Source organism: Sphingomonas glacialis, assembly GCF_014653575.1.
Classification (GTDB): Bacteria; Pseudomonadota; Alphaproteobacteria; order Sphingomonadales; family Sphingomonadaceae; genus Sphingomonas; species Sphingomonas glacialis.
On the sequence record NZ_BNAQ01000001.1, the window covers coordinates 1,294,919 to 1,321,019 of the forward strand.

The 26,101-nt window shown below is 67.6% G+C and carries 25 protein-coding genes and 1 pseudogene; 4 read left to right on the forward strand and 22 right to left on the reverse strand.

Going from position 1 to position 26,101, the window contains the following annotated elements:
* Nucleotides 1–11: 11 nt before the first annotated feature.
* The 19 genes from ftsZ to IE187_RS06335 form a co-directional block, all read right to left on the reverse strand.
* Nucleotides 12–1,484, reverse strand: coding sequence for a cell division protein FtsZ (gene ftsZ / locus IE187_RS06245; RefSeq protein ID WP_189675478.1), 1,473 nt, complete (start codon nucleotides 1,482–1,484; stop codon nucleotides 12–14).
* 111 nt (nucleotides 1,485–1,595) lie between these two features.
* A complete protein-coding gene (ftsA, locus tag IE187_RS06250) occupies nucleotides 1,596–2,858 on the reverse strand; it encodes a cell division protein FtsA (RefSeq protein WP_133190002.1) in 1,263 nt (420 codons plus the stop codon).
* Between the two features lie 29 nt (nucleotides 2,859–2,887).
* Entirely contained in the window at nucleotides 2,888–3,871 is a 984-nt protein-coding gene (locus IE187_RS06255) for a cell division protein FtsQ/DivIB (RefSeq protein WP_189675479.1), read from the reverse strand.
* Nucleotides 3,868–4,812, reverse strand: a complete 945-nt coding sequence (locus IE187_RS06260) for a D-alanine--D-alanine ligase (protein ID WP_189675480.1) — start codon at nucleotides 4,810–4,812, stop codon at nucleotides 3,868–3,870. The genes IE187_RS06255 and IE187_RS06260 overlap by 4 nt, the downstream gene beginning before the upstream one ends.
* Nucleotides 4,809–5,714, reverse strand: a complete 906-nt coding sequence (gene murB, locus IE187_RS06265) for a UDP-N-acetylmuramate dehydrogenase (protein ID WP_189675481.1) — start codon at nucleotides 5,712–5,714, stop codon at nucleotides 4,809–4,811. The genes IE187_RS06260 and murB overlap by 4 nt, the downstream gene beginning before the upstream one ends.
* Nucleotides 5,715–5,887: 173 nt before the next feature.
* Entirely contained in the window at nucleotides 5,888–7,291 is a 1,404-nt protein-coding gene (gene murC, locus IE187_RS06270; RefSeq protein ID WP_189675482.1) for a UDP-N-acetylmuramate--L-alanine ligase, read from the reverse strand.
* The gene (murG, locus tag IE187_RS06275; RefSeq protein ID WP_189675483.1) at nucleotides 7,288–8,430 is read right to left on the reverse strand and encodes an undecaprenyldiphospho-muramoylpentapeptide beta-N-acetylglucosaminyltransferase; all 1,143 of its coding nucleotides are present in this window, start codon (nucleotides 8,428–8,430) and stop codon (nucleotides 7,288–7,290) included. Before murG ends, murC begins: the two co-directional genes overlap by 4 nt.
* Nucleotides 8,430–9,611: an FtsW/RodA/SpoVE family cell cycle protein gene (locus tag IE187_RS06280; RefSeq protein WP_189675603.1), complete on the reverse strand. Its 1,182-nt coding sequence runs from the start codon at nucleotides 9,609–9,611 to the stop codon at nucleotides 8,430–8,432. Before IE187_RS06280 ends, murG begins: the two co-directional genes overlap by 1 nt.
* Nucleotides 9,612–9,649: 38 nt before the next feature.
* The gene (murD, locus tag IE187_RS06285; RefSeq protein WP_189675484.1) at nucleotides 9,650–10,951 is read right to left on the reverse strand and encodes a UDP-N-acetylmuramoyl-L-alanine--D-glutamate ligase; all 1,302 of its coding nucleotides are present in this window, start codon (nucleotides 10,949–10,951) and stop codon (nucleotides 9,650–9,652) included.
* Nucleotides 10,948–12,018 (reverse strand): phospho-N-acetylmuramoyl-pentapeptide-transferase, encoded by a 1,071-nt coding sequence (mraY, locus tag IE187_RS06290; protein ID WP_133190014.1) that lies wholly within the window; start codon nucleotides 12,016–12,018, stop codon nucleotides 10,948–10,950. Before mraY ends, murD begins: the two co-directional genes overlap by 4 nt.
* Nucleotides 12,018–13,418, reverse strand: coding sequence for a UDP-N-acetylmuramoyl-tripeptide--D-alanyl-D-alanine ligase (locus IE187_RS06295; protein ID WP_189675485.1), 1,401 nt, complete (start codon nucleotides 13,416–13,418; stop codon nucleotides 12,018–12,020). Before IE187_RS06295 ends, mraY begins: the two co-directional genes overlap by 1 nt.
* A 118-nt stretch (nucleotides 13,419–13,536) precedes the next feature.
* Nucleotides 13,537–14,952, reverse strand: a complete 1,416-nt coding sequence (locus IE187_RS06300; RefSeq protein ID WP_189675486.1) for a UDP-N-acetylmuramoyl-L-alanyl-D-glutamate--2,6-diaminopimelate ligase — start codon at nucleotides 14,950–14,952, stop codon at nucleotides 13,537–13,539.
* Nucleotides 14,949–16,688, reverse strand: coding sequence for a peptidoglycan D,D-transpeptidase FtsI family protein (locus IE187_RS06305; protein WP_189675487.1), 1,740 nt, complete (start codon nucleotides 16,686–16,688; stop codon nucleotides 14,949–14,951). The genes IE187_RS06300 and IE187_RS06305 overlap by 4 nt, the downstream gene beginning before the upstream one ends.
* The gene (locus IE187_RS06310; protein WP_189675488.1) at nucleotides 16,685–17,317 is read right to left on the reverse strand and encodes a hypothetical protein; all 633 of its coding nucleotides are present in this window, start codon (nucleotides 17,315–17,317) and stop codon (nucleotides 16,685–16,687) included. Before IE187_RS06310 ends, IE187_RS06305 begins: the two co-directional genes overlap by 4 nt.
* Nucleotides 17,317–18,276: a 16S rRNA (cytosine(1402)-N(4))-methyltransferase RsmH gene (gene rsmH, locus IE187_RS06315; RefSeq protein ID WP_189675489.1), complete on the reverse strand. Its 960-nt coding sequence runs from the start codon at nucleotides 18,274–18,276 to the stop codon at nucleotides 17,317–17,319. The genes IE187_RS06310 and rsmH overlap by 1 nt, the downstream gene beginning before the upstream one ends.
* Nucleotides 18,273–18,773: a division/cell wall cluster transcriptional repressor MraZ gene (locus IE187_RS06320; RefSeq protein ID WP_133190026.1), complete on the reverse strand. Its 501-nt coding sequence runs from the start codon at nucleotides 18,771–18,773 to the stop codon at nucleotides 18,273–18,275. Before IE187_RS06320 ends, rsmH begins: the two co-directional genes overlap by 4 nt.
* A gap of 331 nt (nucleotides 18,774–19,104) precedes the next feature.
* Nucleotides 19,105–19,407 (reverse strand): hypothetical protein, encoded by a 303-nt coding sequence (locus tag IE187_RS06325; protein WP_189675490.1) that lies wholly within the window; start codon nucleotides 19,405–19,407, stop codon nucleotides 19,105–19,107.
* Nucleotides 19,408–19,457: 50 nt separating this feature from the next.
* Nucleotides 19,458–20,450, reverse strand: coding sequence for a cysteine synthase A (locus tag IE187_RS06330; RefSeq protein WP_133190030.1), 993 nt, complete (start codon nucleotides 20,448–20,450; stop codon nucleotides 19,458–19,460).
* Nucleotides 20,451–20,628: 178 nt separating this feature from the next.
* Nucleotides 20,629–20,955, reverse strand: a complete 327-nt coding sequence (locus IE187_RS06335) for an Mpo1-like protein (RefSeq protein ID WP_189675491.1) — start codon at nucleotides 20,953–20,955, stop codon at nucleotides 20,629–20,631.
* 301 nt (nucleotides 20,956–21,256) lie between these two features.
* Here IE187_RS06335 and IE187_RS06340 point away from each other — a divergent pair, with 301 nt between their 5' ends.
* The 4 genes from IE187_RS06340 to aat all read left to right on the forward strand — a co-directional run bounded on the left by IE187_RS06340 (nucleotide 21,257) and on the right by aat (nucleotide 24,715).
* Complete coding sequence (locus tag IE187_RS06340; RefSeq protein ID WP_229839244.1) at nucleotides 21,257–22,660, forward strand: Y-family DNA polymerase; 1,404 nt, start codon at nucleotides 21,257–21,259, stop codon at nucleotides 22,658–22,660.
* Between the two features lie 101 nt (nucleotides 22,661–22,761).
* Nucleotides 22,762–23,139, forward strand: coding sequence for a hypothetical protein (locus IE187_RS06345; protein ID WP_133190034.1), 378 nt, complete (start codon nucleotides 22,762–22,764; stop codon nucleotides 23,137–23,139).
* A gap of 113 nt (nucleotides 23,140–23,252) precedes the next feature.
* Nucleotides 23,253–23,978, forward strand: coding sequence for a ParA family protein (locus tag IE187_RS06350; RefSeq protein ID WP_189675492.1), 726 nt, complete (start codon nucleotides 23,253–23,255; stop codon nucleotides 23,976–23,978).
* Nucleotides 23,975–24,715 (forward strand): leucyl/phenylalanyl-tRNA--protein transferase, encoded by a 741-nt coding sequence (gene aat, locus IE187_RS21275; protein WP_189675493.1) that lies wholly within the window; start codon nucleotides 23,975–23,977, stop codon nucleotides 24,713–24,715. Before IE187_RS06350 ends, aat begins: the two co-directional genes overlap by 4 nt.
* Before the next feature lie 35 nt (nucleotides 24,716–24,750).
* Here aat and IE187_RS21660 read toward each other — a convergent pair.
* The 3 genes and pseudogenes from IE187_RS21660 to IE187_RS06370 form a co-directional block, all read right to left on the reverse strand.
* Nucleotides 24,751–24,984: pseudogene (locus tag IE187_RS21660) on the reverse strand (DUF2155 domain-containing protein); the annotation flags it as partial.
* Nucleotides 24,985–25,169: 185 nt separating this feature from the next.
* Nucleotides 25,170–25,562 (reverse strand): NADH:ubiquinone oxidoreductase subunit NDUFA12, encoded by a 393-nt coding sequence (locus tag IE187_RS06365; protein ID WP_133190040.1) that lies wholly within the window; start codon nucleotides 25,560–25,562, stop codon nucleotides 25,170–25,172.
* 32 nt (nucleotides 25,563–25,594) lie between these two features.
* Nucleotides 25,595–26,095 (reverse strand): DUF192 domain-containing protein, encoded by a 501-nt coding sequence (locus IE187_RS06370; protein WP_189675494.1) that lies wholly within the window; start codon nucleotides 26,093–26,095, stop codon nucleotides 25,595–25,597.
* Nucleotides 26,096–26,101: the final 6 nt, after the last annotated feature.

The window sequence follows — 26,101 nt, forward strand, 5'->3', positions numbered from 1 at the left end:
GCCGCGGATCGTTACTGGTTGTTCTGCCGATGCAGGAAGCGCGGGATATCAAGCGGATCCTTGTCGGCGGCGGGCTCCTCGTCGCGCGCGGCGCCGCGCGAGACGCTCGACATGCGCTCGAACAGCGTGCCGCCAAGCTTGACGCGCGGCGCTGGCGCCGCGGGCGCGGGTTCAGGGGCGGCGGGAGCCGCCTCGGCGGCGGGCGCGCCCGGCGACAGCCAGCGGCGGCGCGTCGGCGCTTCGGCGGCCGTATCATCGGCAGCGGGTGCCGATGGCGCGGGGGCCGTGTCGTCGAAGCTCGTCACCGGTGCGGGCGCAGGGGCCGGAGCGGGTGCCGGCTCGGGGGCGACCACGGTCTCGCTGCCGAGCACCAGCTCGTCATCCTGCGACGCGGGCTCGGGTGCCGCTTCGTCGGCAGGCGCGGGGTCAGCCGCGGGAGCCGCCGGCGTCTCGGTCTTCTTGGTGCCCGAGAAGCTGAACGCGCGCGACGCCGGCGGCGCTGCCGGAACGGGGCGCACTTCGGCCTCTATCCCGGTGGCGACCACCGAAACGCGGATCTTGCCCTCGAGATCGGGGTTGAACGCCGAGCCCCAGATGATGTTGGCGTCTTCGTCGACCAGCTCGCGGATGTGGTTCGCGGCTTCGTCGACTTCGAGCAGGCGCATGTCGTCGCCACCGGTGATCGACACGATGACGCCCTTGGCGCCCTTCATGCTGACACCGTCGAGCAGCGGGTTGGCGATCGCCTTCGATGCCGCCTCGATCGCGCGATTGTCGCCCTCGGCCTCGCCGGTGCCCATCATCGCCTTGCCCATTTCCTGCATCACCGAACGGACGTCGGCGAAATCGAGGTTGATGAGGCCGGGCATGACCATCAGGTCGGTGATCCCGCGCACGCCCTGCTGCAGAACTTCGTCGGCCATCTGGAACGCTTCCTTGAAGGTCGTGTTCGCATTGGCGACGAGGAACAGGTTCTGGTTGGGGATGACGATCAGCGTGTCGACATACTTCTGCAGTTCCTCGATGCCCGCCTCAGCGCTTTTCGCGCGGCGCGTGCCCTCGAAGGCGAACGGCTTGGTGACGACGCCGACCGTCAGGATGCCCATGTCACGTGCCGCCTTGGCGATGACAGGCGCCGCACCGGTGCCGGTGCCGCCACCCATGCCGGCGGCGATGAAGCACATGTGCGAGCCTTCGAGCATCTTGGTGACCTGCTCGATCGTCTCTTCGGCCGCCGCACGCCCGATCTCGGGGCGCGAGCCGGCGCCGAGGCCTTGCGTGATCTTCGCACCGAGCTGGATCTTGTGGCTCGCGGTCGACTGCTTGAGCGCCTGCGAGTCGGTGTTGGCGACGAGGAACTCGACGCCCTGCACATCGGCACGCATCATGTTGGCGATGGCGTTGCCGCCAGCGCCGCCAACGCCGATCACCGCGATGCGCGGCGTGAGCTCATCGACTTCTGGCGGCAAAAATTCGATGCTCATGTCCGGTCTCCAACGTGCGCCCACACCCCGGCGCCAAACTGATATAGGTGTAGTCTTGCACCATCGCTGGCGGTCCTTCCAGAGCGAACCGCACAATCCAGTAGCAAATCTTTAATAATTCGCGCGGGCTGCCGCCATGAGGCGTCGGAACAGCGCGAAACCCTTCGGGCGATGGACCAATTGCTGCTTGCTCGACAGCGCGCGCAGATCGACCGGATCGGCCGCCGCGTAGAATGCGAGCCCGGCGAGCGTCGCGAACGCCGGCCCGGCATGCGCCTCGGGCAACGCGGTCAGCCCGCGCGGGCGGCCGATCCGCACCGAGCGGCCGAGCGCTTGCTGCGCGTAATCGGCGATGCCCTTGAGCTCCGCCCCGCCGCCAGTCAGCACGACCTGGCGCCCGACCGGCCCTTCGAACTTCAGCTCGGCAAGCGCCTTGCCGACTTCGCCGATCAGATGGTCGAGCCGCTGGCGGATCACGGCGATCAGCTGCGCCTTGGTGATCCGCGTGCCGTCATGCGCGTCGTCCTCGGCCGAGATCGGCGCGACGTCGATCATCTCGTGATTGTCGCGCGGGGACGCATTGGCCGAGCCGTGGACGCACTTCATCCGCTCGGCCTGCGCGCGGCGCGTGCCGAAGGCCGAGGCGATGTCGTCGGTAATGTCCTGCGCGCCGATCGGGATCGACATCAGCCCGACGAGCATCCCGCCGGCGAACAGCGAGACGTTGGTAATCCCTGCCCCCAGTTCGACCAGCGCGACGCCGAGCTCGCGCTCCTCGTCGGACAGGCACGCCATGCCGGTCGCGACGGGCGATGCGATGATCGACTTCACCTCGAGATGCGCATTCGCGACGCACAGCCCAAGGTTGCGCACCGGCGACCCGTCGGCAGCGACGACATGGATATGGACGCCGAGCCGGTCGGCATGCAGCCCGAGCGGGCGCTTTACCCCGGTCAACCCATCGAGCGTGTAGAGCGCAGGCTGCGCGTGGAGCACCATCCGCCCCGCCGGGTCGATCGAATCGCGACCCGCCTGGAGCAGCGCGTCGATGTCGGACTGCTCGACGCGGTGGCCGCCGAGCTCGAACTCGATCGACGCGACGTCGGATACGAGGCCACCGGCCGAGAAGCTGACCCACACGTTCTCGATGTTGGTGCCCGCGATCCGCTCGGCCTGCTCGACCGCCTCGCGCACCGCGACTTCGGTCGCGGCGGCATCGGCGATATAGCCGCGCTTGACGCCGCGACTCTCGCGCTGGCCGGTGCCGAGCACGATCAACTCGCCGCCGTCACCCTTCTGCGCGATCATCGCCGACACCTTGGACGACCCGATGTCGAGCGCGGTGATGAGGCCTTCCGGTGCTGTCTTCGCCATCTGCTTGTCCCCTGTTCCGCCCGCTTACGCTATCCTTGGCCTGCTGGCCCCGATTGTTTCGCTTCGATCACGCCCGATTTCTCCGCCGGGGTCGCCTGCCCCGTCACCGGCGTCCCTGCGGGCGTCGTCGCCGTGGGATCAGTGATCGCCTTGTTGTCGACCAACCCAGGCTTGCGCGCCACCAGCCGCGTCGGATCGCGCATGTCGAAGCCGAGCCAGCCCTTGCCGAGCAGCGGCTTGACCCCGTCGAGCTGCGCGAAACGGACCAGCGCCTTGCCCGCCGCCGCGTCGCCCTCGGGCAGAGCGAGCGTCTCGCCGCTCTCGAAGGTCAGCGTCCAGCGGCGGTTGCCGACCCAGGTCGCCGCCTTGACCTGGCCGCGCAACGCCGGCGCGACGTCGAGCAATTGCCGATACGCCGGCTCCTGCTCATTGGCGTGCGCGCCGATCACCAGCGGCAGATCGGGCATCGCCTCGGGATTGACCGGCTCGAGCCACGTTCCGTTCGCCGAGATCAGCGAGAGCTGGCCCTTGTTCTGCCAGATCGCGCTCGGCGTGCGCTCGATGACATTGACCATCAGCGTGTCGGGCAGCCGCCGCGAGACGTGCGCATCCTCGATCCAGCCGCTGTGTGCGAGCAGATCCTGGCGGATCTTCTCGAGGCTGACGAGTGGCATCGCCATCGACGGCTGGTTCGCCGCGATCTTGTAGATGACGTTGTGGTCCATCCGCTTGAGACCGGTGATCTGGATGTTGGTGACGCGGAACCCCGCATCGCCGATCCCCTCGCCGATCGCGCTGCCGATCGCCGCGGGAACGCCGAGATAGGTCGCCGCGCCGAGCAGCGCCGCGCCGACCGCACCCATGATCGACCAGGTCGCGATCTTGTGGAGCGTCGCTTCGCTGACCGGCAGCATCGCGATCAGCTTGTCGATCGTCGACGCCTTGGGCGGCTTGCGCCGCTTGGGCTGGACCGGGCGACGCGCGGTGCCGCGCTTGATCGTGCCGCTGCTCATGGCGCCTTTTCTTTCAGCGCCCGATCCTTCACCGCCTCGTCGACGATCGCCTGAACGAGCTGCGGATAGGAAATCCCGCAATGCTTGGCCTGTTCGGGCACCAGACTGAGCGGGGTCATCCCCGGCTGGGTGTTGACCTCGAGCAGGAACAGCCCCTCGACCCCGGCCTCGTCGTCCCAGCGGAAATCGGAGCGCGACGCGCCCTTGCAGCCGAGCAGGCGATGCGCGTCGAGCGCGATCTGCTTGCACGCTTGGGTGATCTCGTCGGGGATCGCGGCGGGGAAGATGTGCTCGGTCTTGCCGTCGGTATATTTCGATTCGTAATCGTACCAGCCGGTGAGTGGCTTGAGCTCGGTGACGCCGAGCGCTGTGTCGCCGAGCACCGCGGTGGTGAGCTCGCGGCCGCGGATGTACGGCTCGGCGAGCAATTCGTCGAACGCGCTCCACGGCCCGGGCGTGCTGCGCGCGATCGGGTTGCCGTAGTTACCCTCGGCAGTGACGATTGCCACGCCGACCGACGAGCCTTCGTTGACGGGCTTGAGCACATACGGGCGCGGCAACGGGTCGTCGTCGTACAGCGTCTCGCTCTTGACGATCCGCCCGCCCGGCATCGGGATCCCGGCGGGGACGAGCAACAGCTTGGTCAGCTGCTTGTCGATCGCGATGACCGAGGTGGCGAGCCCCGAATGCGTATAGGTCAGCCCCATCAGATCGAGCATGCCCTGCACCGCCCCATCCTCGCCGGGCGTCCCGTGGAGCGCGTTGAAGACGATATCGGGTTTCGCCTCGGCGAGCTTTGCCGCGACGTCATGCCCCATGTCGATCCGCGTCACGCGGTGCCCGAGCGATTCGAGCGCATCGGCAACGCCAGCGCCCGACATCAGCGACACTTCGCGCTCGGCCGACCAGCCGCCCATCAGGACTGCGACATGCAAACTCACGACTCTTCACCCACCCGCTGAATTTCCCACTCGAGCGTCACCCCGGACTGCGCCTTCACGCGCGCGATGACATCCTCGCCGAGCGCCTCGATATCAGCGCTCGTCGCCGCGCCGAGGTTGAGCAGGAAATTGCAATGCTTCTCGCTGACCTGCGCATCGCCGCGCCGCAGGCCCCGGCAGCCGGCGGCGTCGATCAGCGCCCAGGCCTTGTGGCCGGGCGGATTCTTGAAGGTCGAACCGCCGGTCTTCGAGCGCAACGGCTGCGACGCCTCGCGCTCGGCGGCGATGCGGTCCATCTCGGCCTGGATGACTGCCGGGTCCTCGGGATGACCGCGGAAGGTCGCGCTCACGACGACGGCACCAGCGGGCAGCGTCGAGTGGCGATAGGTGTAGCCCAGCGCCTCGACTGCGAGCGTCTGCCGCTCGCCCGAGCGCAAGACGATCTCGCACTCGACGAGCACGTCCTTGGTCTCGCGCCCGTATGCGCCGCCGTTCATCCGCACGAAGCCGCCGACCGTGCCGGGGATAGACCGCAGGAACTCGACCCCGCCGATGCCAGCATCGCGCGCGCTCGACGACACGAGGATCCCGCTCGCGCCGCCGCCGCAGCGGAGAGTCGTCGCGTCGAGCGTCTCGACCTTGGCGAAGGGCTTGCCGAGGCGGATCACCACGCCGGGAACGCCGCCGTCACGCACGATCAGGTTCGAGCCGAGACCCAGCGGGAGGACGGGGATGCTGGGGTCGAGCGCGGCGAGGAAGGCGCTGAGGTCGGCGACGTCCTTGGGTTCGAACAGGCACTGCGCCGCGCCGCCGGATTTGAACCAGACGAGCGGGGCGAGTGGCGCATTGTCGGTGACCCTACCTTCAATCCCCCGCCCGCTTGCGAGTCCGAGGTCGGTCATGCCCCCGGCATGACCTGAACGATGCGGGGCATCGTTCACCTCGGACTGGGCTAGGGGAGGGAATGACCTGGAAGCTTGGGCGACGCCTGAAGAAGAAGGCCCTCCCCCGGCCCCTCCCGCGAGCGGGAGGGGGGAAGAAGCAGCAGGAGAAGACAGAGAAGACTCGCTCACGCTCATCGCGCGCCCTCGATACCAGCCGCCAAACCTGCAGCCCACTTGGTAATATCCCCTGCCCCCAGGCAGACCACCATGTCGCCCGGCTGCACCACCTCCGCCAACCGCGTCGCGAGCGCCTCGGGCCCGGCGATCGTCGCCGCCGAGCGATGCCCGCGCCGCTTCAACCCCTCGACCAACGCCTCGGCATCGACCCCCTCGACCGGCGCCTCGCCAGCTGCATAGACTGGCGCCACGAACACCATGTCGGCATCGTTGAACGCGCCCTGGAACTCTTCCATCAAATCGCCCAATCGCGAGAAGCGATGCGGCTGCACCACCGCGATCACGCGATTCTCGACACCCTCGCGCGCTGCCGACAGCACTGCGCGGATCTCGACCGGGTGATGCCCGTAATCGTCGATGATCGTGACGCCACCCGTCTCGCCCACCTTGGTGAAGCGCCGCTTCACGCCGCCGAACTTGGCGAACCCCTGCTGGATCGTCGCGTCGTCGATCCCGAGCTCGAGCGCGACGCCGATCGCGGCGAGCGCGTTCTGGACGTTGTGGCGCCCCGGCATCGGCATTTCGATCCCCTCGATCGAGCGCGTCGTCCCGTCACGGTGACGGACGATCACCTCGAAGCGGTTGCCGCCCGGGATCGGCGTCACGTTCACCCCGCGCACGTCGGACTGCGCCGAGAAACCATAGGTCACGACACGCCGGTCGCGGACGCGCGGGATGATGTTCTGCACTTCGGGATGATCGAGGCACAGCAAGGCCGCGCCATAGAAGGGCACGTTCTCGACGAACTCGACGAACGCATCCTTCACCGCGTCGAACGAGCCATAGTGGTCGAGATGCTCGGGATCGATATTGGTGACTACCGCGATCGTGCCGTCCAAACGCAGGAAGCTGCCGTCACTCTCGTCGGCCTCGACCACCATCCAGTCGCTCGCGCCCAATCGCGCGTTCGAGCCATAGGAATTGATGATCCCGCCATTGATCACGGTCGGATCGACCCCGCCCGCATCGAGCAGCGCCGCGACCATCGACGTCGTCGTCGTCTTGCCGTGCGTTCCCGCGACCGCGACGGTCGATTTCAGCCGCATCAGCTCGGCGAGCATCTCCGCGCGCCGCACCACCGGGATGCGCCGTTCGAGCGCGGCCTCGACTTCGGGGTTGCCGCGCTTGATCGCGGTCGACGTCACGATCACCGCGGCGTCGCCGAGATTGTCGGCATGGTGCCCGATCAGCACCTTGATGCCACGCGCGCGCAGACCTTCGACGACATAGCCCTCGGCCACGTCCGACCCCTGCACCGCATAGCCGAGGTTCTTCATCACCTCGGCGATGCCCGACATGCCGATGCCGCCGATGCCGACGAAGTGGATCGTCCCGATATCGGTTGCGACGCCCCTCATGCGAATGCTGCCTTTACGGGCTGCGGCTTTCCGATCGGCATGTCGCCGAGCGGATCGCCGAGGCTTTCGACGAGGTTGGCAAGGTCGCGCACGGCATCGGGCCGCCCGCACGCCCGCGCACGCCCGGCGGCGTTCTGCAGCGCTTCGGGGTCGAGCCCGAGCTTCTGCATCTGCTTGGCAAGCTCGACCGGGGTGAAGTGACGCTGATCGATCGTCCGCGCGCCGCCCGCTTGCGTCATCTCGCGCGCATTGGCGGTCTGGTGATCGTCGGTCGCCGAGGGGAGCGGCACGAGGATCGCCGGACGCCCAGCACAGGTCAGTTCGGCGAGCGTCGAGGCCCCTGCGCGGGCGATCACGAGATGCGCCCAGGCGAGCTGTTCGGGCATGTCGGGCAAGTACGTGGCAAGGTCAGCGGCAATCGACAGCTCGGCATATTTGGCGCGGCAGGCCTCGATATCCTCGATCCGCGCCTGGTGGGTGACTTGCAGACGCCGCCGAAAGGCGACGGGCAACATCGAAAGGCCGTCGGGGACGACCTGCGAGAGGACGCTCGCGCCCTGGCTCCCGCCGGTGACGAGGACGCGGAAGATACCGTCCTCCTCGAGCAGCGGATACGGCTTGGAGCGCAAGGCGAGCACCGCGTCGCGCACCGGATTGCCGACGAGATGCGTCTTCGCCAGCAGCTTCGGCTTGAGCCGAGCAACGTCGGCGTAGGAGGTGGCGATCGCATCGACCTTGCCTGCGACGAGCCGGTTGACGCGGCCGAGCACGGCGTTCTGTTCGTGCACCGCGGTCGGAATGCCTTGGTTGAACGCGCCGAGCAGCGCCGGCAGCGCGGGGTAGCCGCCGAAGCCGATCACCGCATCGGGGCGGAAGCTCTTGTACAGCTCGATCGCCATCGCGCGCCCGTTGAGCATCGCGCGCGCCGCCTTCAGATAGCCGATCGGTCCACCGGTCAGGCGTCCGGCAGGGAGGATATGCGTCTGGATCCCCTCGAACAGCCCGGGAAAGCGCACGCCGCGCTCATCGCTGACGAGCGCGACATAATGCCCACGCTGGATCAGCTCGGCGGCAAGGGCGGCGGCCGGGACCATGTGCCCGCCGGTGCCGCCTGCTGCCAATACGAAATGCTTTGCCATCATATGCCGCTCCGATGCGCGATATATTTGGATCGCGTAACGAACGGATTGCGCCGGGTAAACGCCAGCAGCAACCCCATCCCGATCGACAGCGCGACAAGCGACGATCCGCCATAGCTGATGAAGGGCAGCGTCATCCCCTTCGACGGCGCGAGCCCGGTGTTGACCGCCATCGAAATCAGCGCCTGCACGCCGAACTGCGTCGCGAGCCCGGCGGCGGCGAACAGGCGGAATTCGTCCTGCTCGTCGAGCAGCTTGACGAACACCCGTACGACGATCGCAAGGAACAGAAACGCGATGATCATGCACGCGATCAGCCCGAATTCCTCGCCGATCACCGAGAAGATATAGTCGGTATGCCCCTCGGGCAGCCGGAACTTCATCGCGCCGCCGCCAGGGCCGGTCCCGCGCCAGCCGCCCGCGGTGATCGTGTCGTGCGCGGCATTGGTCTGGAAATGGTCGGCCGCGCCGATGCCGTCTGCATCGGGGAACAGGAATGCGTTGATCCGCGCGCGTGCCGTCCCGTAGAACATATAGGCCGCCCCCAGCCCCAGCGGCACTGCGGCGATCAGCCCGCCGATCACCTTGAGCGACGTGCCCGAGATCATCAGCAACGCCATCCACACCGCGCAGAACACCACGGTCTGCCCGAAATCGGGCTGGAGCATCAGCAACAGCGCGACGAGCGCGGTCATCCCGCCGGTGATGATGACCACCGGCAGCGATTCGTCCTGCGCGCGCATCGACAGCACCCAGGCGGCGGTGACGATGAAGAAGGGTTTGAGGAACTCGGACGGCTGGAGCAGCGACACGCCGAGGTTGAGCCAGCGTGTCGCGCCGTTCTTCTGCACGCCGATCACCGGCACGAGCATCAGCAATATCAGACACGCGACGGTGCCGATCAGCGCCATCCGTCGCGCGACCGGCACGGGCAGCATCGAGACGACGAGCAGCACGGGGAGCGACACGCCGACCCAGGCGAGCTGCCACCACAGATAGAACAGCGGCGGGACGACATGCTTGCCGTCCGAATAGCGTGTCGCAGCGGCCGGCGACGCCGCACCGACCGCAACGAGCCCGACCGCCACCAGCAGCAGCGTCAGCAGCAGCAGCATCCGGTCGATATCCCAGAACCACATGCCGAGCGCCGAGCGGTCTCCCCGACCGCCGCGATGCTTCATGCTCTTCCACAGCTTTGGCGGCGGGGTGCGCTGCTCGGTCACGCCAGCGCCTCGACCGCGGCGCGAAACTGGTCGCCGCGATCCTCGAAATCGCGGAACTGGTCGAACGAGGCGCACGCCGGCGACAGCAGGACGGTGTCGCCCGGCTGCGCGTTGGCGGCGGCCTGCGCGACGGCGGTGGCGAGGTCGCCGCTCACCGTCACGGGGATCTTGCCGTCGAGGATCGCGGCGAACGTGTGCGCGGCGTCGCCGATGGTATAAGCGTGGACGACATGGCCGAACGACGGAGCGCAGGCGTCGAGATCGTCCGACTTGGCCTTGCCGCCGAGGATCCAGTGGATCCGCGTGAACGCCGCGAGCGCGGGCGCGGTCGATTCGGGGTTGGTCGCCTTGCTGTCGTTGACGAACGTGACGCCGCCCCGCACCGCGACGCGCTCCATCCGGTGCGGCAGGCCGGCAAAGCTTTCGAGCCCGCGATCGATCATCGCCTCGGGCACGCCGAGCGCCTGGCACACCGCGATTGCGGCGAGCGCGTTCTGCGCATTGTGCGGCCCCTGCAGGCTTGGCCAGCGCGACTGGTCCATGCACACGCCCGGCGCGATCTTGGTGAGATGCTCGCCACGCGCCGACAAACTCCGCGCGATCAGCGCCGAGGGGGTATCGCCGATGCCGATGATGGCGTCGTGCGTCGTGGCCTGCATCGCGAACAGCCCTGCCTTCGACGCGGCGTACGCGGCGAACCCGTCATAGCGGTCGAGATGGTCGGGCGTCAGGTTGAGCAGCACCGCGACTTCGCAATCGAGGCTGACGGTAAGGTCGATCTGGTAGCTCGACAGTTCGAGCACATAGACGCCGCCTTCGGGCAACGGGGTCTGTTCGAGGACCGGCAGGCCGATATTGCCGCCCATCAGGCTGCAGATCCCCGCGCTCTGCAGGATGTGGTGGACGAGCGCGGTGGTGGTCGACTTGCCGTTGGTCCCGGTGATGCCGACGACCTTGTGCGCGGGGAGCGCCGGCCGCGCCTGCGCGAACAGTTCGATATCGCCGATGATCGGAATGCCGGCGGCGCGCGCCTTCGCGGCGACGGGGTGACGATTGAGCGGAACGCCGGGGGAGACGATCAGCGCGTCGAAATCGGCAAGATCGACCTCGAGCGGGTCGGCCAACACCAGATCTTGCCCGACTGCGCGAGCGCTGATGTGGTCGCGCCGCTGCTCATCCGTATCCCACGCAACGACTCGCGCGCCGCCAGCGAGCAACGCGTGCACGCTCGCTGCGCCCGAGCGTGCGAGCCCCAGCACAGCGAAGCTCTTGCCGCGCCAGAGGGGCGAGACGATCACCGCAATTTCAACGTCGAAAGCCCCGCCAGCGCGAGCACCAGCGCGATGATCCAGAATCGGATCACGACGGTCGGCTCGCTCCAGCCGAGCTGCTCGAAATGATGGTGGATCGGCGCCATCTTGAAGACGCGTTTCCCGGTGCGCTTGTAGAAGAACACCTGGATGATGACCGACATCGCCTCGACGACGAACAACCCGCCGATGATGCCGAGCACGATCTCGTGATGCGCGACGACCGAAATCGCGCCGAGCGCACCGCCGAGCGCAAGGCTCCCGGTATCGCCCATGAAGACCGCGGCAGGCGGCGCGTTGAACCACAGGAAGGCAAGCCCCGCCCCGACGATCGCGCCGCAGAAGATCGCGAGGTCGCCGGCGTGCGGCACATGCGGAATGCCAAGATAATGCGCGAAATCGGCGCGCCCGACGAGATAGACGATCGCCATGAAGGCGACGCTCGCGATGATGACGGGCATCGTCGCGAGGCCATCGAGCCCGTCGGTCAAGTTCACCGCATTGCCGAACGCCACGATCGTGAACGCCGCGAACACGACGTAGAAATAGCCGAGATCGATCACCGACCCGGTGTAGAACGGCAGATAGAGATGCGTCCCGTTCTGGTGGACGATCAGCATCGCGGCGATCCCGGCGATGACGAACTCGCCGATCAGCCGCATCCGGCTCGACACGCCCGCCGTGCTCGCCTTGCGGACCTTGTCATAGTCGTCAAGGAACCCGATCGCGCCGAAGCCGAGCGTCACGAAGGTGCACGCCCAGACATACGGGCTCGAAAGATCCATCCACAGCAGGATCGAGGCGACCATCGAGGTCAGGATCATCAGCCCGCCCATCGTCGGCGTGCCGCGCTTGGCGAGATGCGATTGCGGGCCGTCGCTGCGAATCGGCTGCCCCTTGCCCTGGCGCAACCGCAGCCAGCCGATGAAGCGTGGGCCGATCAGCAAGCCGAGGAACAGCGACGTCGCGACCGCGGCGCCGGTGCGGAAGCTCTGGTACCGGATGAGATTGAGTAGCCCGGGGAAACCCAAATAATCGGCGATGAAATAGAGCATTAAAGTGTCCCGCCCCGCAGGGTTTCCGGTATCCTGCTTCGCAGGTCGGCGACAATTGCCGAGAGCCCTACGCCGTTCGATCCCTTGATGAGTACCGCATCGCCCGGTGCCAGCAACTTCAAAAGACTGGCGCGCGCCGCGGCGGCGTCGGCGACATGGACGAAATCACCCTTCCCCTCAAGCACGTTTGCCAGCGGCGCCATCGCTTCACCGACAAGAATGCCCGCTTCGACCCCGGCCGCAAGAATCGGCTCGAGCAATGCGGCATGATAGCCGTCCGAACGCTCGCCGAGTTCGCGCATTTCGCCGAGCACGACGATCTTGCGCGTCGCGCGCTCGGCGCCGAGGACGGCAAGCGTCGCACGCATCGACGACGGATTGGCGTTGTAGCTTTCGTCGATCACCAGCGCGTCGCCATCGCCGAGCGGCATCGCGAAACGCGCGCCGCGCCCGGCGAGCCCGCCGAGCTCGGCAAGCGCAAGCCCTGCCGCCGCGAGATCGCCGCCGACCGCGTCGACCGCTGCCAACACCGCGAGGCTGTTCGACACCCAATGCTGCCCGGGCTGGCTGATCGTGAAGCTCAGCTCGCGCTCCCCCACCACCGCGGTCACGAAGGTCGCGCCGCTTGCCAGCCGCATCGATTCGATCGCGCGGACATCGGCGCCCTTGTCGAGCCCGAAGGTCACGGTCCGCGCGGCATGCGGCGCGGCGGCGGCGACCAAGCGGTCGCGGTGCGGGCTGTCATACGGCACGATCGCGACGCCGCCGGGTTCGAGGCCTTGGAAAATCTCGCCTTTGGCATCGGCGATCGCGGCTTCGTCGCGGAAGAAAGCGGTGTGCGCAGGCGCGATCGTCGTGACGATCGCGACGTGCGGGCGGACGAGCTGGGTGAGTGCGCTGAGTTCGCCTGCGTGGTTCATGCCCATTTCGAACACGCCGAAGCGGGTTTCGGCTGGCATCCGCGACAGGCTGAGCGGCACGCCGGTATGGTTGTTGTAGCTCTTGACCGAGCGATGCGCCGCCCCGCGCGCGCCGCGATCGAGCGCTGCGAACAGCGCTTCCTTGGTGCCGGTCTTGCCGACCGAGCCGGTGACGCCGATGATTTTTGCGGCGGTGCGGGCGCGGGACGCACGGGCGAGCGCGTCGAGCGCGGCCGTCGTGTCGGCGACGAGCACGTGCGGATGCTCGACCGGCTGCGAGACGATCGCACCCGCCGCGCCTTGGGTGAAAGCTTGCGGCAGGAAGCGGTGACCGTCGGTTGCTTCGCCCGGTAGCGCGATGAACAGGTCCCCGGGGCCGACTTCGCGCGAGTCGAAGGTGACGCCGGTGGCTGTGAAGGGTGCGGACGCGACGCCGCCGATGGCGGCCGCGATGTCGGCGGAGGTCCACAGGACGCTCATAGCCCCTCCCCTTCAGGGGAGGGGTTGGGGTGGGGCTGTAACGGGCAACCCGCTCGGTGAGACACGGCCCCACCCCCGGCCCCTCCCCTGAAGGGGAGGGGAGGAAATTGCACGCCGCTCACGCTGCCATCTCCCGCGCAACGCTCACATCGTCGAACGGCAGCACCAGATCGCCGACGATCTGCCCCTGTTCATGCCCCTTGCCCGCGATCAGCACGATGTCCTGCGGCCCCGCCGCCGCGATCGCCGCGCCGATCGCCTCGCGACGCGAGCCGATCTCGGTCGCGCCAGGCGAGCCTTCGAGCACCATCGCGCGGATCGCCGCCGGATCTTCAGAACGTGGATTGTCGTCGGTCACGATCACCTGGTCCGCCATCGCCGCCGCGACCGCGCCCATCGCCGAACGCTTGCCCTGGTCGCGGTCGCCGCCCGCGCCGATCACGACGATCAGCCTGCCCGCCGCGTGCGGCTTGAGCGCCGAGATCGCCGCATCGAGCGCATCCGGGGTATGCGCATAATCGACATAGACCGGCGCCCCGCTCTTCGCGATCACCGCGCGCTCGAGCCGTCCGCGCACCGGCTGAAGGCGCGACAGCGCCGACAGCGTCGTCGCCACATCCCCGCCGGCCGCGATCACCAGCCCGGCGGAGACCAGCGCATTGGCCGCCTGATACGCGCCGATCAGCGGCAGATTGATCTTGTACGTCTTACCCTCGGCTTCGATCGCGAGCCCCTGCCCAAGCAAGGTCGGCACGCGTCCGACGAGCTTGAGCGTCTCGCCCTGCGTCCCGACCGAGATCACCCGGATCCCGCGCGACCGCGCGACCTCGGCGATGCGGGCCGCCATCGGATCATCGGACCACACCACCGCGACGCCGTCCTCGACGAGCACTTCGGAGAACAATCGCAGCTTGGCCTCGAGATACGCCTCCATCGTGCCGTGATAATCGAGATGATCGCGGCTGAGGTTGGTGAACGCCGCCGCCGACACGCGCAGGCCTTCGGTGCGATATTGCGACAAGCCATGCGACGAAGCCTCGAACGCGACATGGCTCACCCCCTCGCGCGCCAGCCCCGCGACGTTCGAGAGGAAGGTCACTACGTCGGGCGTGGTGAGGCCGGTCGAGACCTGGTCGTCGCCCGTTGTCACCCCAAGCGTCCCGATCGAGGCGGCATGGAACCCCGCCATCCGCCACAATTGGCGCACCATCTCCACGGTCGAGGTCTTGCCGTTGGTCCCTGTCACTGCGACCGCCATCCGCGGAAAAGGCGCGAAGAAGCGTGCCGCCAGCTCGGCGAATTTTCGCCGCGGCTCGGCATCGGCGACATGCAGCGCGCCTTCGACCGCCGCCTCGGGCCGCGCCACCACCGCGATCGCGCCACCGGCCACCGCGGCGGGGACAAAATCCTCGCCATTGACGACCGCACCCTGGAACGCGCCGAACACCACACCCGGCGCGACCTTGCGATGGTCGATCGCAAAGCCCGTCACGGTCGTATCCGGGGCGCCGGGAACCAGCGCCGAAAGCTTCATTGCTCTTCTCCGCCGGTCGGGGGCTTGGCACCCGCGACCAGGCTCAGCATCGGTTGCAGATCGGCGAGATTCACCTCGCGCCGCGTATCGGGCATCACACCGAGGATCGCCCCCGTGCGCGCGATCACGCGGCCCACCACGGGCGCCGCGTTCCACGCCGCGGTCTTCCAGCCGCCCGTCTCCTTGGTCCCCAGCGGCGAATCGAGCATCGCCAGCACGACGTAGCGCGGCGCATCCATCGGGAAGGCAGCGACGAAGGTCGCGACGTTGCGATGATGGTCGTACCCGCCGTTCGAAGCCGCCTCGGCCGTCCCGGTCTTGCCGCCGACGCGGTAGCCCGGCGCATCGCCCTTGCGCCCGGTGCCGTAAAGGCAGACGAGCCGCAGCAGCTGGCGCATCCGCGCGCTGGTCTGCTCGCTCAGCACACGCCGCCCCGCCGCAGCCTGGCCGGGTGCCACCTTGAGCAGGGTCGTCGGCCGCCAGATGCCGCCGTTGACCATCGTCGCATAGGCATTGGCGAGATGCAGCGGGGTCACCGCGATGCCGTGGCCGTACGCCGTCGTCATCACCGTGGTGCGCCCCCAATAGCGCGGCCAGATCGGCCCGGCGCGCTCGCGCAGCTCGATCGAGGGGCGCTCGCCAAAGCCCATCGCGGTAAACATCGCCGAAAGCTTGTCCTTGCCGATCTCGTCGGCGATCCGCGCGGTCGCGACGTTCGACGAATAGATCAGCGTCTCGGGGATGTTGAGCCAGCGCTTAGGATCGCCGCGCTCGTCATGGATCGTATAGCTGCCGACCTTGAGCGGCGCGGTCGCATCGAAGCGGCGCGCCATCGAGGTGATCGTGCCGGTCTGGATCGCGGTCGCCATCGTGATCGGCTTGAAGGTCGAGCCGAGCTCGTAGACCGATTGCGTGACGTTGTTGCGCAAAGCGTCGCTGGTGGTGCCGGTCAACTTGTTGGGATTGTACACCGGCAGCGACGCCATCGCGATCACCTCGCCGGTGCGCACGTCGAGCACCAGCCCGGTCGCGGCGCGCGCCTGGAACATCACCATCGCGCGGCTGAGCTCGCTCTCCATCGCGCCCTGCACGCGCGCATCGATCGACAGGTCGATCGCGTCGCCGCGGCGAGTCGGATCGGTGAGGCGCTGCTCGAACGCGCGCTCGACACCGGCGCGACCGAGAATCTTGGGATCGGTGCCGGTCGGCCCGATATAGCCGAGCACGTGCGCCGCCATCGTCGATTGCGGATAGAGCCGCTCGGGCTCGCGCGCGAAGACGATGCCGGGTTCGCCGAGCGCGTGGACTTGATTCACCATCGCGGGCGAGGCGTGCTTGTCGAGATAGGTGAACTTGGCCTTCATCGTCAGCCGGTCGAGATACCAGGCCGAATCATGCTCGGGCATCAGCCCGGCGAGCCGCCCCGCCAGTTCCTGTCGGTCGCCGAGCACGTCACCCGGGCGCACGCCGATCGTCCACGCCTCGATCGTACGCGCGAGCGGCTGGCCGTTGCGGTCGAGAATGTCGCCGCGCACCACCGGATTGATCGCGAGCGTCGCCGCGCCCGCCGGGCCGCCGAACAGCCCGAGCAACGCGATCCGCCCGATCACCAACAGGAAGCCCGCCGCGATCAGCAGCATCAGCATCATCAACCGCACATGCGCCACCGCGACCAGCGCATGCCGCTGATCGTTCGAGCGACGGGCGGGGACGGGGCGGGCGACCAACGTGCTCATCGAGAGGTCCGTTTTTCAGCGCGCGCGCTGCTGCGCAGATCGCCGATCACGCTATCGTCGAGCAAGGCGCGATCGAGCAAGGCGACCGCGGCACGGGGACGCTCGCGGCTGACCGACGCCATCGCGGTACGGGCCACGGGCGCCGCGACCGCACCCGACACTGGTGCGACCCGCTGCGCGGGGGCGGCGGCGGCGGCGGCGGCGGCGGCGGCGGCGCGTGGCGCGGCCGGTGCAACGGCGGTCGCGACCGCAGGCTGGATCACCGGCTGCTGGCTCATCGCCACGGCAGCGGGAGCGGCTGGAACGAACGAGGCCATTTGCGGCGCCGTGCCACGCTGCGTCGGTTCGATCGACGCCAAAGCGCTCTCGTCGGCGACGAACTGGTCCGCCGCAGGGGCGACCAGCCCCAGCGTCTCGGCATTCCACTTGTCGAGCTGGGCAAGGTTGGCGCGGGTGTCGAACTCGGTTTCGAGCGCGCGGATGTCGCGCTTCGCCCGGACGATGTCGGCGGCGGTGCGGTCGAGTCGCTTGCGCTCGGCCGCAACCTGCAACGGCACCAGCAGGAAGCCGAGCGCCACCGCGACGCCGGCGAGGAACCAACCGAGACTCTTGCCCGCAAGACCCAGCATTACAAACTTCCTTCTGACCATGCGGCGGCACCGGTCCGTCGTGCCGTCCGCAACGTTGCCGATCGCGCGCGGGGGTTGCGCGCGATCTCGTCCTCGCTCGCCTTCACCGGGCGACCGACCTCTTCGAAACTGGGGGCGTGCTTCGCCGCGACCTCGGGCAGATGCCGCGACCCCGACGGCAGCGAGCCCGAGCGTTCGCGCAGGAAGCGCTTGACCATGCGATCTTCCAGGCTGTGGAAGGTGACGATCGCGAGCCGCCCGCCGGGCGCGAGTGCGCGTTCGGCAGCGGCGAGGCCGTCCTCGAGCTCGCCCAGCTCGCGGTTGATGTGGATGCGGATCGCCTGAAAGGTCCGCGTCGCGGGATCCTTCTTGTCATGCGGCTTGTAGCCGAGCGCCTTGCGCACGATCCGCGCCAGCTCGCCGGTCCGCGCGATCGGGCGATTGTAGACGATCGCCTGTGCGACGCGGCGCGCGCGCGGCTCCTCGCCATATTCCTTGATGACGTGCGCGATCTCGGCTTCGTCGGCGGTGTTGAGGAAGTCGGCGGCGCTCATGCCCTCCTGGCTCATCCGCATGTCGAGCGGGCCATCGGACTGGAACGAGAAGCCGCGCTCGGCCTGGTCGAGCTGCATCGACGACACGCCGATATCCATCGTCACGCCCTGCACCGGCATGGCGTCGCGCATTGCGAGTTCGCTATCGAGCGCCGAGAAAGTCGCCGGTATCAGCGTCAGCGCGCCGGCGGAGGAATCGACAAGTGCGCGCCCCGCCGCGATCGCATCGGGATCGCGGTCGAAGGCGAAGACGCGCGCGCCGCGCGCGAGCATGCCCGACGTGTAGCCGCCCGCGCCAAAAGTCGCATCGACATGGCGTTCACCAGCCTCGATCGCGAGCGCGTCGAGCACTTCGTCGAACAGCACGGGGATATGCGGGGCATCGGCCTGGATCGCGTCGCTCACAGCGCGATCCCCTTGGTCTTGCAATGATAGCGGCACGCCGCCTGCATCGCATCATCGACGCCGACCGCGTCGAGCAGCGTCTTGGGGTCCCAGATGTCGATCCAGTCGAACGTACCCCAGAAGAACGCATTCTCGGCGATCCGCGCATAATCGCGCGGGAAGCCGGGCATGATGAAGCGGCCCGATCCATCGAACGGCACGGCTTCACCGCTGGCGTTGCGGCGCTTGAGGTTGAAGTCGGGCTTGCCGTGCTCGGCGATGTGGCGCGCCTGGAGATCCTCGACCTCCGCCTTCAGGATGCGGACATAGCCCGGATCGTACGCGCGCAGGCAGGTCTGCTCGGGATGGACGCCGATGATGACGGTGCCGCCGTCCTTGCCGTCGGCGCGCGGGCTGTTGGCGGCGAGCGCCTGACGCAGCGATGCAGGAATCGCGACCCGGCCCTTGTCATCGACAAGTCCCAGTCCCTCCCCCTGATAATCGCTCCGGTCTTCCACGCTTCCCCCGCACACGGCGGACAAGCCTCTCCCGAACCGAAAAGTGCCCAATCGCAAATTTCGGTGCCTGTAGTGTCAGCGCATGACGCGCAGGCGAGATAAGTCTGTCCCTGTAGCGAACAGTTACCATGGGGCCAATCGGGGACACAAGGGGAAATCCGGGGATCTACCGGGAAATGAGCTCAATCGCTTCGAATCACCGTCGAAGATTTTTGCGCCATATCAGGTTGTTCTCGCTGTGTTCGAAGATGGGGCGCAAAACGCAGGTGAACCCCCGTACAAACCGCAGGTCGCGGGTAGGTTTCCCGTAAAATCCCCACCTCTCCCACGCTCAATGCTTGGCTGCGGCAGGACGCGTTTCGACGGTATTGCCATCGGGCGTGGCAGCGCTCGGCGCGACGCCGAGTTCGGCAAGCGGCTCTTTGGGCGCGTTGGGATCGACGATGTTTGCCGCGACCATATTGGCGACGACGTCTGGCCGCGCACTGCCGATCGCCGCGACTTGCCGATCGTGGTTGGCAGTCGCGAAAATCGCCGAAGCGAGGCCGATGAGCAGCAAAACGGCGGCGAGACCGATCATGCCGACCTTGGCGCGCTGGCTCGTCTGAGCCGGATCCTGGGCGATGATTTTCATAAGCTGTGGCATAAATGTAACGTGTTAAGGCACGGTTGTCGATCCCGCGATCAATCGTGCAGTAACCAAGGTGGAACGACCAGCCCCTTGGCCTCTAGCCATGCGCGGTTGTAGAGCGTTGATAGGTAACGGAAACCGCTGTCGCACAGGATCGTCGCGACTCGGCTGCCCGTTCCGATTTGGCGTGCAAGGCGAACCGCGCCGGCGACGTTGATTCCCGAGGAAAGCCCGAGGCACAGCCCTTCTTCGGCGAGCAGCCGTGTGACCCATTCCATCCCCTCGGCATCCGAGATTCGGAACTGCGTGTCGATCGGCGCGCCTTCGAGATTCGCGGTGATTCGCCCCTGCCCGATTCCTTCGGCGACCGACGACCCTTCCGACTTCAATTCGCCATGCGCATAATATTCGTACAGCGCAGCGCCGTGCGGATCGCTGAGCGCGATGCAGACCTTCTCGTCCTTGGCCTTCAGGCCAAGGCCAACGCCCGCAATCGTCCCGCCCGTCCCCGCGGCACAGGTGAAGCCGTCGATTCGCCCGTCCATCTGTGCCCAGATCTCTTCGGCGGTGCCGGTGATGTGCGCCTTGCGGTTGGCAATGTTGTCGAACTGGTTGGCCCATACCGCGTTCGGGGTCTCATCGGCGATCCGGCGCGAGGTGTGGACGAAATGGCCAGGGTTCGAATAGGGCGCCGCCGGGACAAGCACGAGCTCGGCGCCGAGCGCGCGCAGCGTGTCCATCTTCTCGCGGCTCTGCGTCTCGGGCATGACGATGATCGTCTTGTAGCCCTTGGCATTGGCGACCAGCGCGAGCCCGATCCCGGTGTTGCCCGCAGTCCCTTCGACGAAGGTGCCACCCGGCGCGATGCTCCCGCGCGCCTCGGCATCCTCGACGATCCCGAGCGCGGCACGGTCCTTGACCGAGGCACCAGGGTTGGCGAATTCGCATTTGCCGTAGATTTCGGCACCGGCGGCTTCGCTCGGCCCCTTCAACAGGACGAGCGGGGTGTTGCCGATGAGTGCGAGCGTGTTGGGCGTGGTGTGCATCGCGCAGACATAGCGTGCCTGTCCGCCCCTGCAATGGAGGGCCGCTTTGCTGACGACAAATCCGCCTTTCAGTCCTCCGCCGGGGAGCAATGACGCGCGGCTCCGCTGGCGCGAAAATCTCGCAGACAGAGCAGATAGAAGAGCGCCTACGCCGACATCGTCGCGGCCAGCAACCGCGCTAGGCTACCCCCGCCGCGCGCAGATGCGGACGCAGCCGTCCACTCAGCCACAGGAAGAACATCCGGTAATCGCTCGCGAGCGACCAGAGCGGATAGGTGAAGGTCGCCGGGCGGTTCTTCTCGACGCCGAAATGCGCGCCCCAGGCAAAGCCGTAGCCCGCGATCGGCAGCGCCAGCCACCACCATCCGCCCCATTGCAGCGCAACCGCAAGGAACAGGAACGTCAGCCCAGTGCCCGCATAATGCAGCGCGCGCGTCTGCGGCCGCGCATGCTCGCGCAGATAATACGGCCAGAAGTCGGCGAAGCGGGTGATCGGATGCGCCATGGCGTCGATGCTATCCTTCCCCGCGCCCGTTGCAAGCCCTGCCCGGCGCCCCGTCCGAATTGCTGAACGCGCGATTGTACGAGGAATGGCGCGGCTGATCAGTGAGACCCACCGCATCAGCAGCAGCCCGCGGTGCGACCCGGCGGGATCGAAAATGTTGTGGTGGCCATGACGAGAAGACTCTCGCCGATCTCCATGATCGCATCGCCCGGACGATCGCGTGCCTCCCCTGCCCCGTGCATACGGGGAGAGCCTATTGCAGCCCCTGTTCCCGGCATGCAGCGCGTGATACGTTCCTGCAATGTTCACGACCGCTCCCGAGTCCGCCGCTCAGCGCGCCGCCGATTCCTACGGAGCGGAAATCGGCCGCGAGCGCGCCGCCGTGCCTCCCTGTGAGGCGCCCCCGGGGCGCGACGCGCACGTTTTTCCGCCGCGGCCGCTGCGCTGGCTGTTCCTCGATCTCAACAGCTATTTCGCAGCAGTCGAGCAACAGCTCGCGCCCGAATTGCGCGGCAAGCCGATCCTCGTCGCGCCCGTCGACAGCGATACCACCGTCGCGATCGCAGCGAGCATTCAGGCCAAGCGCTTCGGCATCCGCACCGGCACGCCCGTCTGGGAAGCGAAGCGGTTGTGCCGCGAGCTGATCGTCGTCCCCGCCCGCCACGACAAATATGTCGAATTCCACGAGGCGATCGTCGCCGAGATCTGGAAGCATATCCCCGTCACCAAGGTCTGCTCGATCGACGAGGTCGCCTGCCGCCTGCTCGACAATGAAAACAGCGTCGCCGACGCCACCGCGCTCGCACGGCGGATCAAGGCCGGGATCCTAGCGCATGTCGGCGAATGCCTGACGAGCTCGGTCGGCATCGCCCCCAACCGGCTGCTCGCCAAGCTCGCGTCGGACATGCAGAAGCCCGACGGGCTCGTCGTGCTCGAAGCCGCGAGCTTGCCGCAGCGGCTCTACGACCTCCAGCTCCGCGACATCAGCGGCATCGGCGCGAAGATGGAGCGGCGGCTCGCGCAGGATGGGATCAACGACATCCGGCAATATTGCGAACGCCGCCCGCGCGACGCGGGCACCGCGTGGGGCGGCACCAATGGCGATCGGCTGTGGTACCAGCTCCACGGCGTCGATCTGCCCGAAAAGGCGACGCAAAGCCGCAGCATCGGCCACAGCCACGTGCTCTCGCCCGGCAAGCGCGGCGTCGTGCCCGTCCGCCTCACCGCACGCCGCCTCGCCTTCAAGGCGACCAGCCGGTTGCGCCGCAAGCAGTGCCGCGCGCGGCTGCTGGTGCTCCACGCGCGCTTCGAGGACGACAAGTCGAGCTGGCGGACTTCGGTCAAGCTGCCAGCGACGCAGGACAGCTTCGTCGTGCTCGCAGCGCTGGAATCGCTCTTTCCCCGGCTGATCGCGGCGGGCCGGACGCGGCCCGGCGATTTCCAGATCCGCATGGTCGGTGTGACGCTTGCCGAGATCGAACCTGTCGGTGGCGAACAGGATTCGCTGTTCGGCCTGCTCGACCCCGACGACCCGCTCGCGCGCGAAACCCGCACGCTCGCGCTCAGCCGCGCGATGGACCGGATCAACGAAAAGTTCGGGCGCAACGCGGTCAGCCTCGGCCCGCAGCACGGCGAGCGAATCGACCGCATCGGAACCAAGATCGCCTTTGGCAGAATCCCGGATCTTGATGAGTTTCATGAATGAAGATGAACCTCGGATGACCGAATTATTGCAACGCAAGAAAGTGTACGTCGCAGTAACACTACCCTCTTGACGCACAATGTTGCGTGCGCGAAGCCGTTGGCATGACCACTCGACTCCTCCCCGCCGCCGCGTTCGCGCTCCTTGCCCTTTCGGCCTGCGACAGCAAGCCGACCGAAGTGACCTCGGTCACGCCCGACCCGATGGCGTCGGTCCTCGCCAACAAGGCGCCGGTCGAGCTGCCGCCCGCGATCAAGTCCGAAGCGACGCTGCGCTGCAAGGACAACAGCCTCGTCTACGTCACCTTCTTCGAAGGCGACAAGCAAGTGCTGGTCAAGTCGAAGCCCGACGCGACCCCGGTCAAGCTCACCGCCGAAAAGGCCGGCGATCCGCTCAAGGCCGATGGCTATGTGCTGACGGGCAACCCCAAGGCCGTCACGCTCACGCAGCCGGGCAAGCCCGCCCAGCTCTGCGATATCTGATCCTTTCACGGAAAGCCCCTCCCCCCTCGGGGGCGGGGCTTTCCGTCCTCCAAACCTTGCCTCTGCCGCGGCGATTGGCCACGATGGGTCGTTCGATACGATAAGGACCCTTCATGTCGACGATCGCGATCTACAGCCTCAAGGGTGGCGTCGGCAAAACGACGCTGACGGTGAACCTCGCCTGGTGCGCGGCCACGCTGTCGTCGCGCCGGACGCTGTTGTGGGATCTCGATCCGCAAGCCGCCTCGAGCTTTCTCCTGTCGAACCGCGCCGCCGGCACCAAGCCGCGCGAACAAGCGCAATCGGTCTTCGCCAAGGATGTCGAACCCGAAAAGCTGATCGAGCAGACCGCGGTCGCGCGGCTCGACCTGCTCGCCGCGGATGCGTCGCTGCGCGGGCTCGATCTGCTGTTCCACGAACTCGACAAGAAGAAGCGGCTGCAGAAACTGCTCGTCGGCCTGCGCAAGAATTATGACCGCGTGCTGCTCGATTGCCCGCCCGGCCTGACCGAGACGAGCGATCAGGTGATGCGCGCCGCCGATTTGATCGTCGTTCCCGTCATCCCCTCGCCTTTGTCCGAACGCGCGCTCGCCGAAGTGGTCAAGCATCTCGGCGCCAAGGTCGAGGTCATGCCGGTCCATTCGATGGTCGACCGCCGCCGCAAGCTCCACGCCGACGCGATCGCGCGGCACCCCGACTGGCCGGTGATCCCGATGGCGAGCCAGGTCGAGCAAGTCACCGTGCGTCGCGAAGCGGTCGGCAGCTTCGCGCCACGTTCGGCGGGGGCGCAGGCATTTGCCAGTCTGTGGCAGGCGATCGAGCGCCGCCTCGCCGCGTGAGACCGCGCGTCACGCCGCTCGATCCCAATCTCGTGCTCGGCGCCTATTCGGTCGGCGTCTTCCCGATGGCCGACGGGCGCGACATCGACGACGTCTATTGGGTCGAGCCCAACGACCGTGCGATCCTGCCGCTCGACGGTTTCCACCTCTCGAAATCGCTGCGCAAGACGATCGCCGCCGAGCGCTACCGCGTCACCGCCGACCGCGCCTTCCCCGACATCCTGCGCTTGTGCGCCGAATCGGCCGAGGATCGCCCCGACACCTGGATCAACGGGCCGATCGAACAGGTTTTCAACACGCTCCACACGCTCGGCTTTGCGCATTCGATCGAAGTCTGGGACGGCGAGACGCTGGTCGGTGGGCTTTACGGGCTCGCGCTCGGCCACGCGTTCTTCGGCGAGAGCATGGTCAGCCGCGCGCGCGACGCGTCGAAGGTGGCGATCGCGTGGCTCGTCGCGCGGCTGCGCGTCGGCGGGTTCAGCTTGCTCGATTGCCAGTTCATGACCGATCACCTCGCCTCGTTGGGCGCGGTCGAGATCAGCCGCGCGGCCTATCTCGCGTTGCTGTCGCCCGCGGTATCCTCGGCGATCGGCTCATCGGCTTCGTCGGTCTCGGTCGCCGATTTCTTCGCACTCGACCGCGGCTTCGCGCTCGACTCGGCCGGACCGCCGCCGGAAACCGACTCGGGTCCGCCTTCGGGGAAGGTCATCGCGCAGCTCTTGACCCAGACGTCGTAGATCGGGTGCGGCACGACGTTGAGCGCGGGCCGTTCCTTGAACAGCCAGCCCGAGAACGGACGACGCCACACCTTGTCGGTGCCCTGCACGTCGAGCTGGACGAAGGCGCCGGTATAATGCTCCTGCTCCCACGGCGCGGTCTGCTCGCACGCGCGCAGCCGGATCACGACATCGCCGACGCGCACCGCAGTACCGGGCTTGAGCGTCACGTCGCGCGCCACGCCGTTGCGCTTGTTGAGCAGTCCGAGCGTCGCGACGCGCTGCGCCATCGGCGTCGCGCCAAAGCTCGGGTCGACGCCGCCACCGACATCGACCGTAACGATATTGGCAGCGCTGGTGTCGGCGTCGAGCGCGGTCTCGGGAGTCGGCTGCTGCGTCGGCGCGGCGGTCTTGGTCGGGCCGCAGGCGGTTACCGCCAGCGACGCCAGCACCACGCCCACCAACGCGCGGCGAATCACGCGTCGGGCGTCCAGGCTTCGTAATCGCCCGTCGCGGCGGCGCGCACGCCGCCCTTTTCGAGTGCACCGCTCGGCCGATACGCAGCAAGCGTGCCGGTTAGATTGGGCTCGGCGGGGATCTGCCACGCGCGCGGCGCGGGCAGCGCGCGCGAGGGGACGTCTGCGACTTGATGGTGCAGCCAGCCAAACCATTCGGGCGGCACGCGGCTGGCATCGTTGACGCCGTTATAGATCACCCAGCGCCGCGGGTTGCCCGCGGTGTCGGCACCGCCCTCGTAATAGACGTTGCCGAGCGCGTCTTCGCCGACACGCGCCTTGCCGCGCAGACCGAATGCCGTGCCCCAGCTCGCGCCGGTCCACCACGTGAAAGGATTGAGATTGATGCCCATGGCGTAGCGCTTAGCGCGGGCTCGCGCCGCCTTCAACCGCGATCACTTCGCCGGGCGCCCTGCCAGCTGACATGATCGCCCTCGCTGATCCCCAGATCGAGCGCGCGTCCGCCCCGCAGCTCGAGCACCGCGCTGACCGGCTCGCCCGAGGGGATCTGCGCTTCGGATTGCGGGACGGTGTTTTCGGCGATCCGCGCGATCGTCCCGTCGGGGCGGATGAACAGGATGTCGAGCGGGCTCGGGGTGTTCTTCATCCAGAAGCTCGCCTCGCGCGGCGGCCCCTTGGGCGGGTACGGCGCGAACAGCATGCCGCCATCGAGCGGAATATCAGTGCGGAACATCAGCCCGCGCTGCTGCGCTTCCTCGGTCTTGGCGCGTTCGACCGCAAAGGCGTGCGTGCCGTTGCTGCTGGCGATCGTCAGCGCGATCGTCCCGGCGGGCGCCTCGGCAGCGTGAGTCGTGGGCGCCGCGCTGCATCCAGCGGTCGCGAACACCAAAGCGAGCGCCGCCGCGCGCGCGTCTGCAACAACCATGGGTAC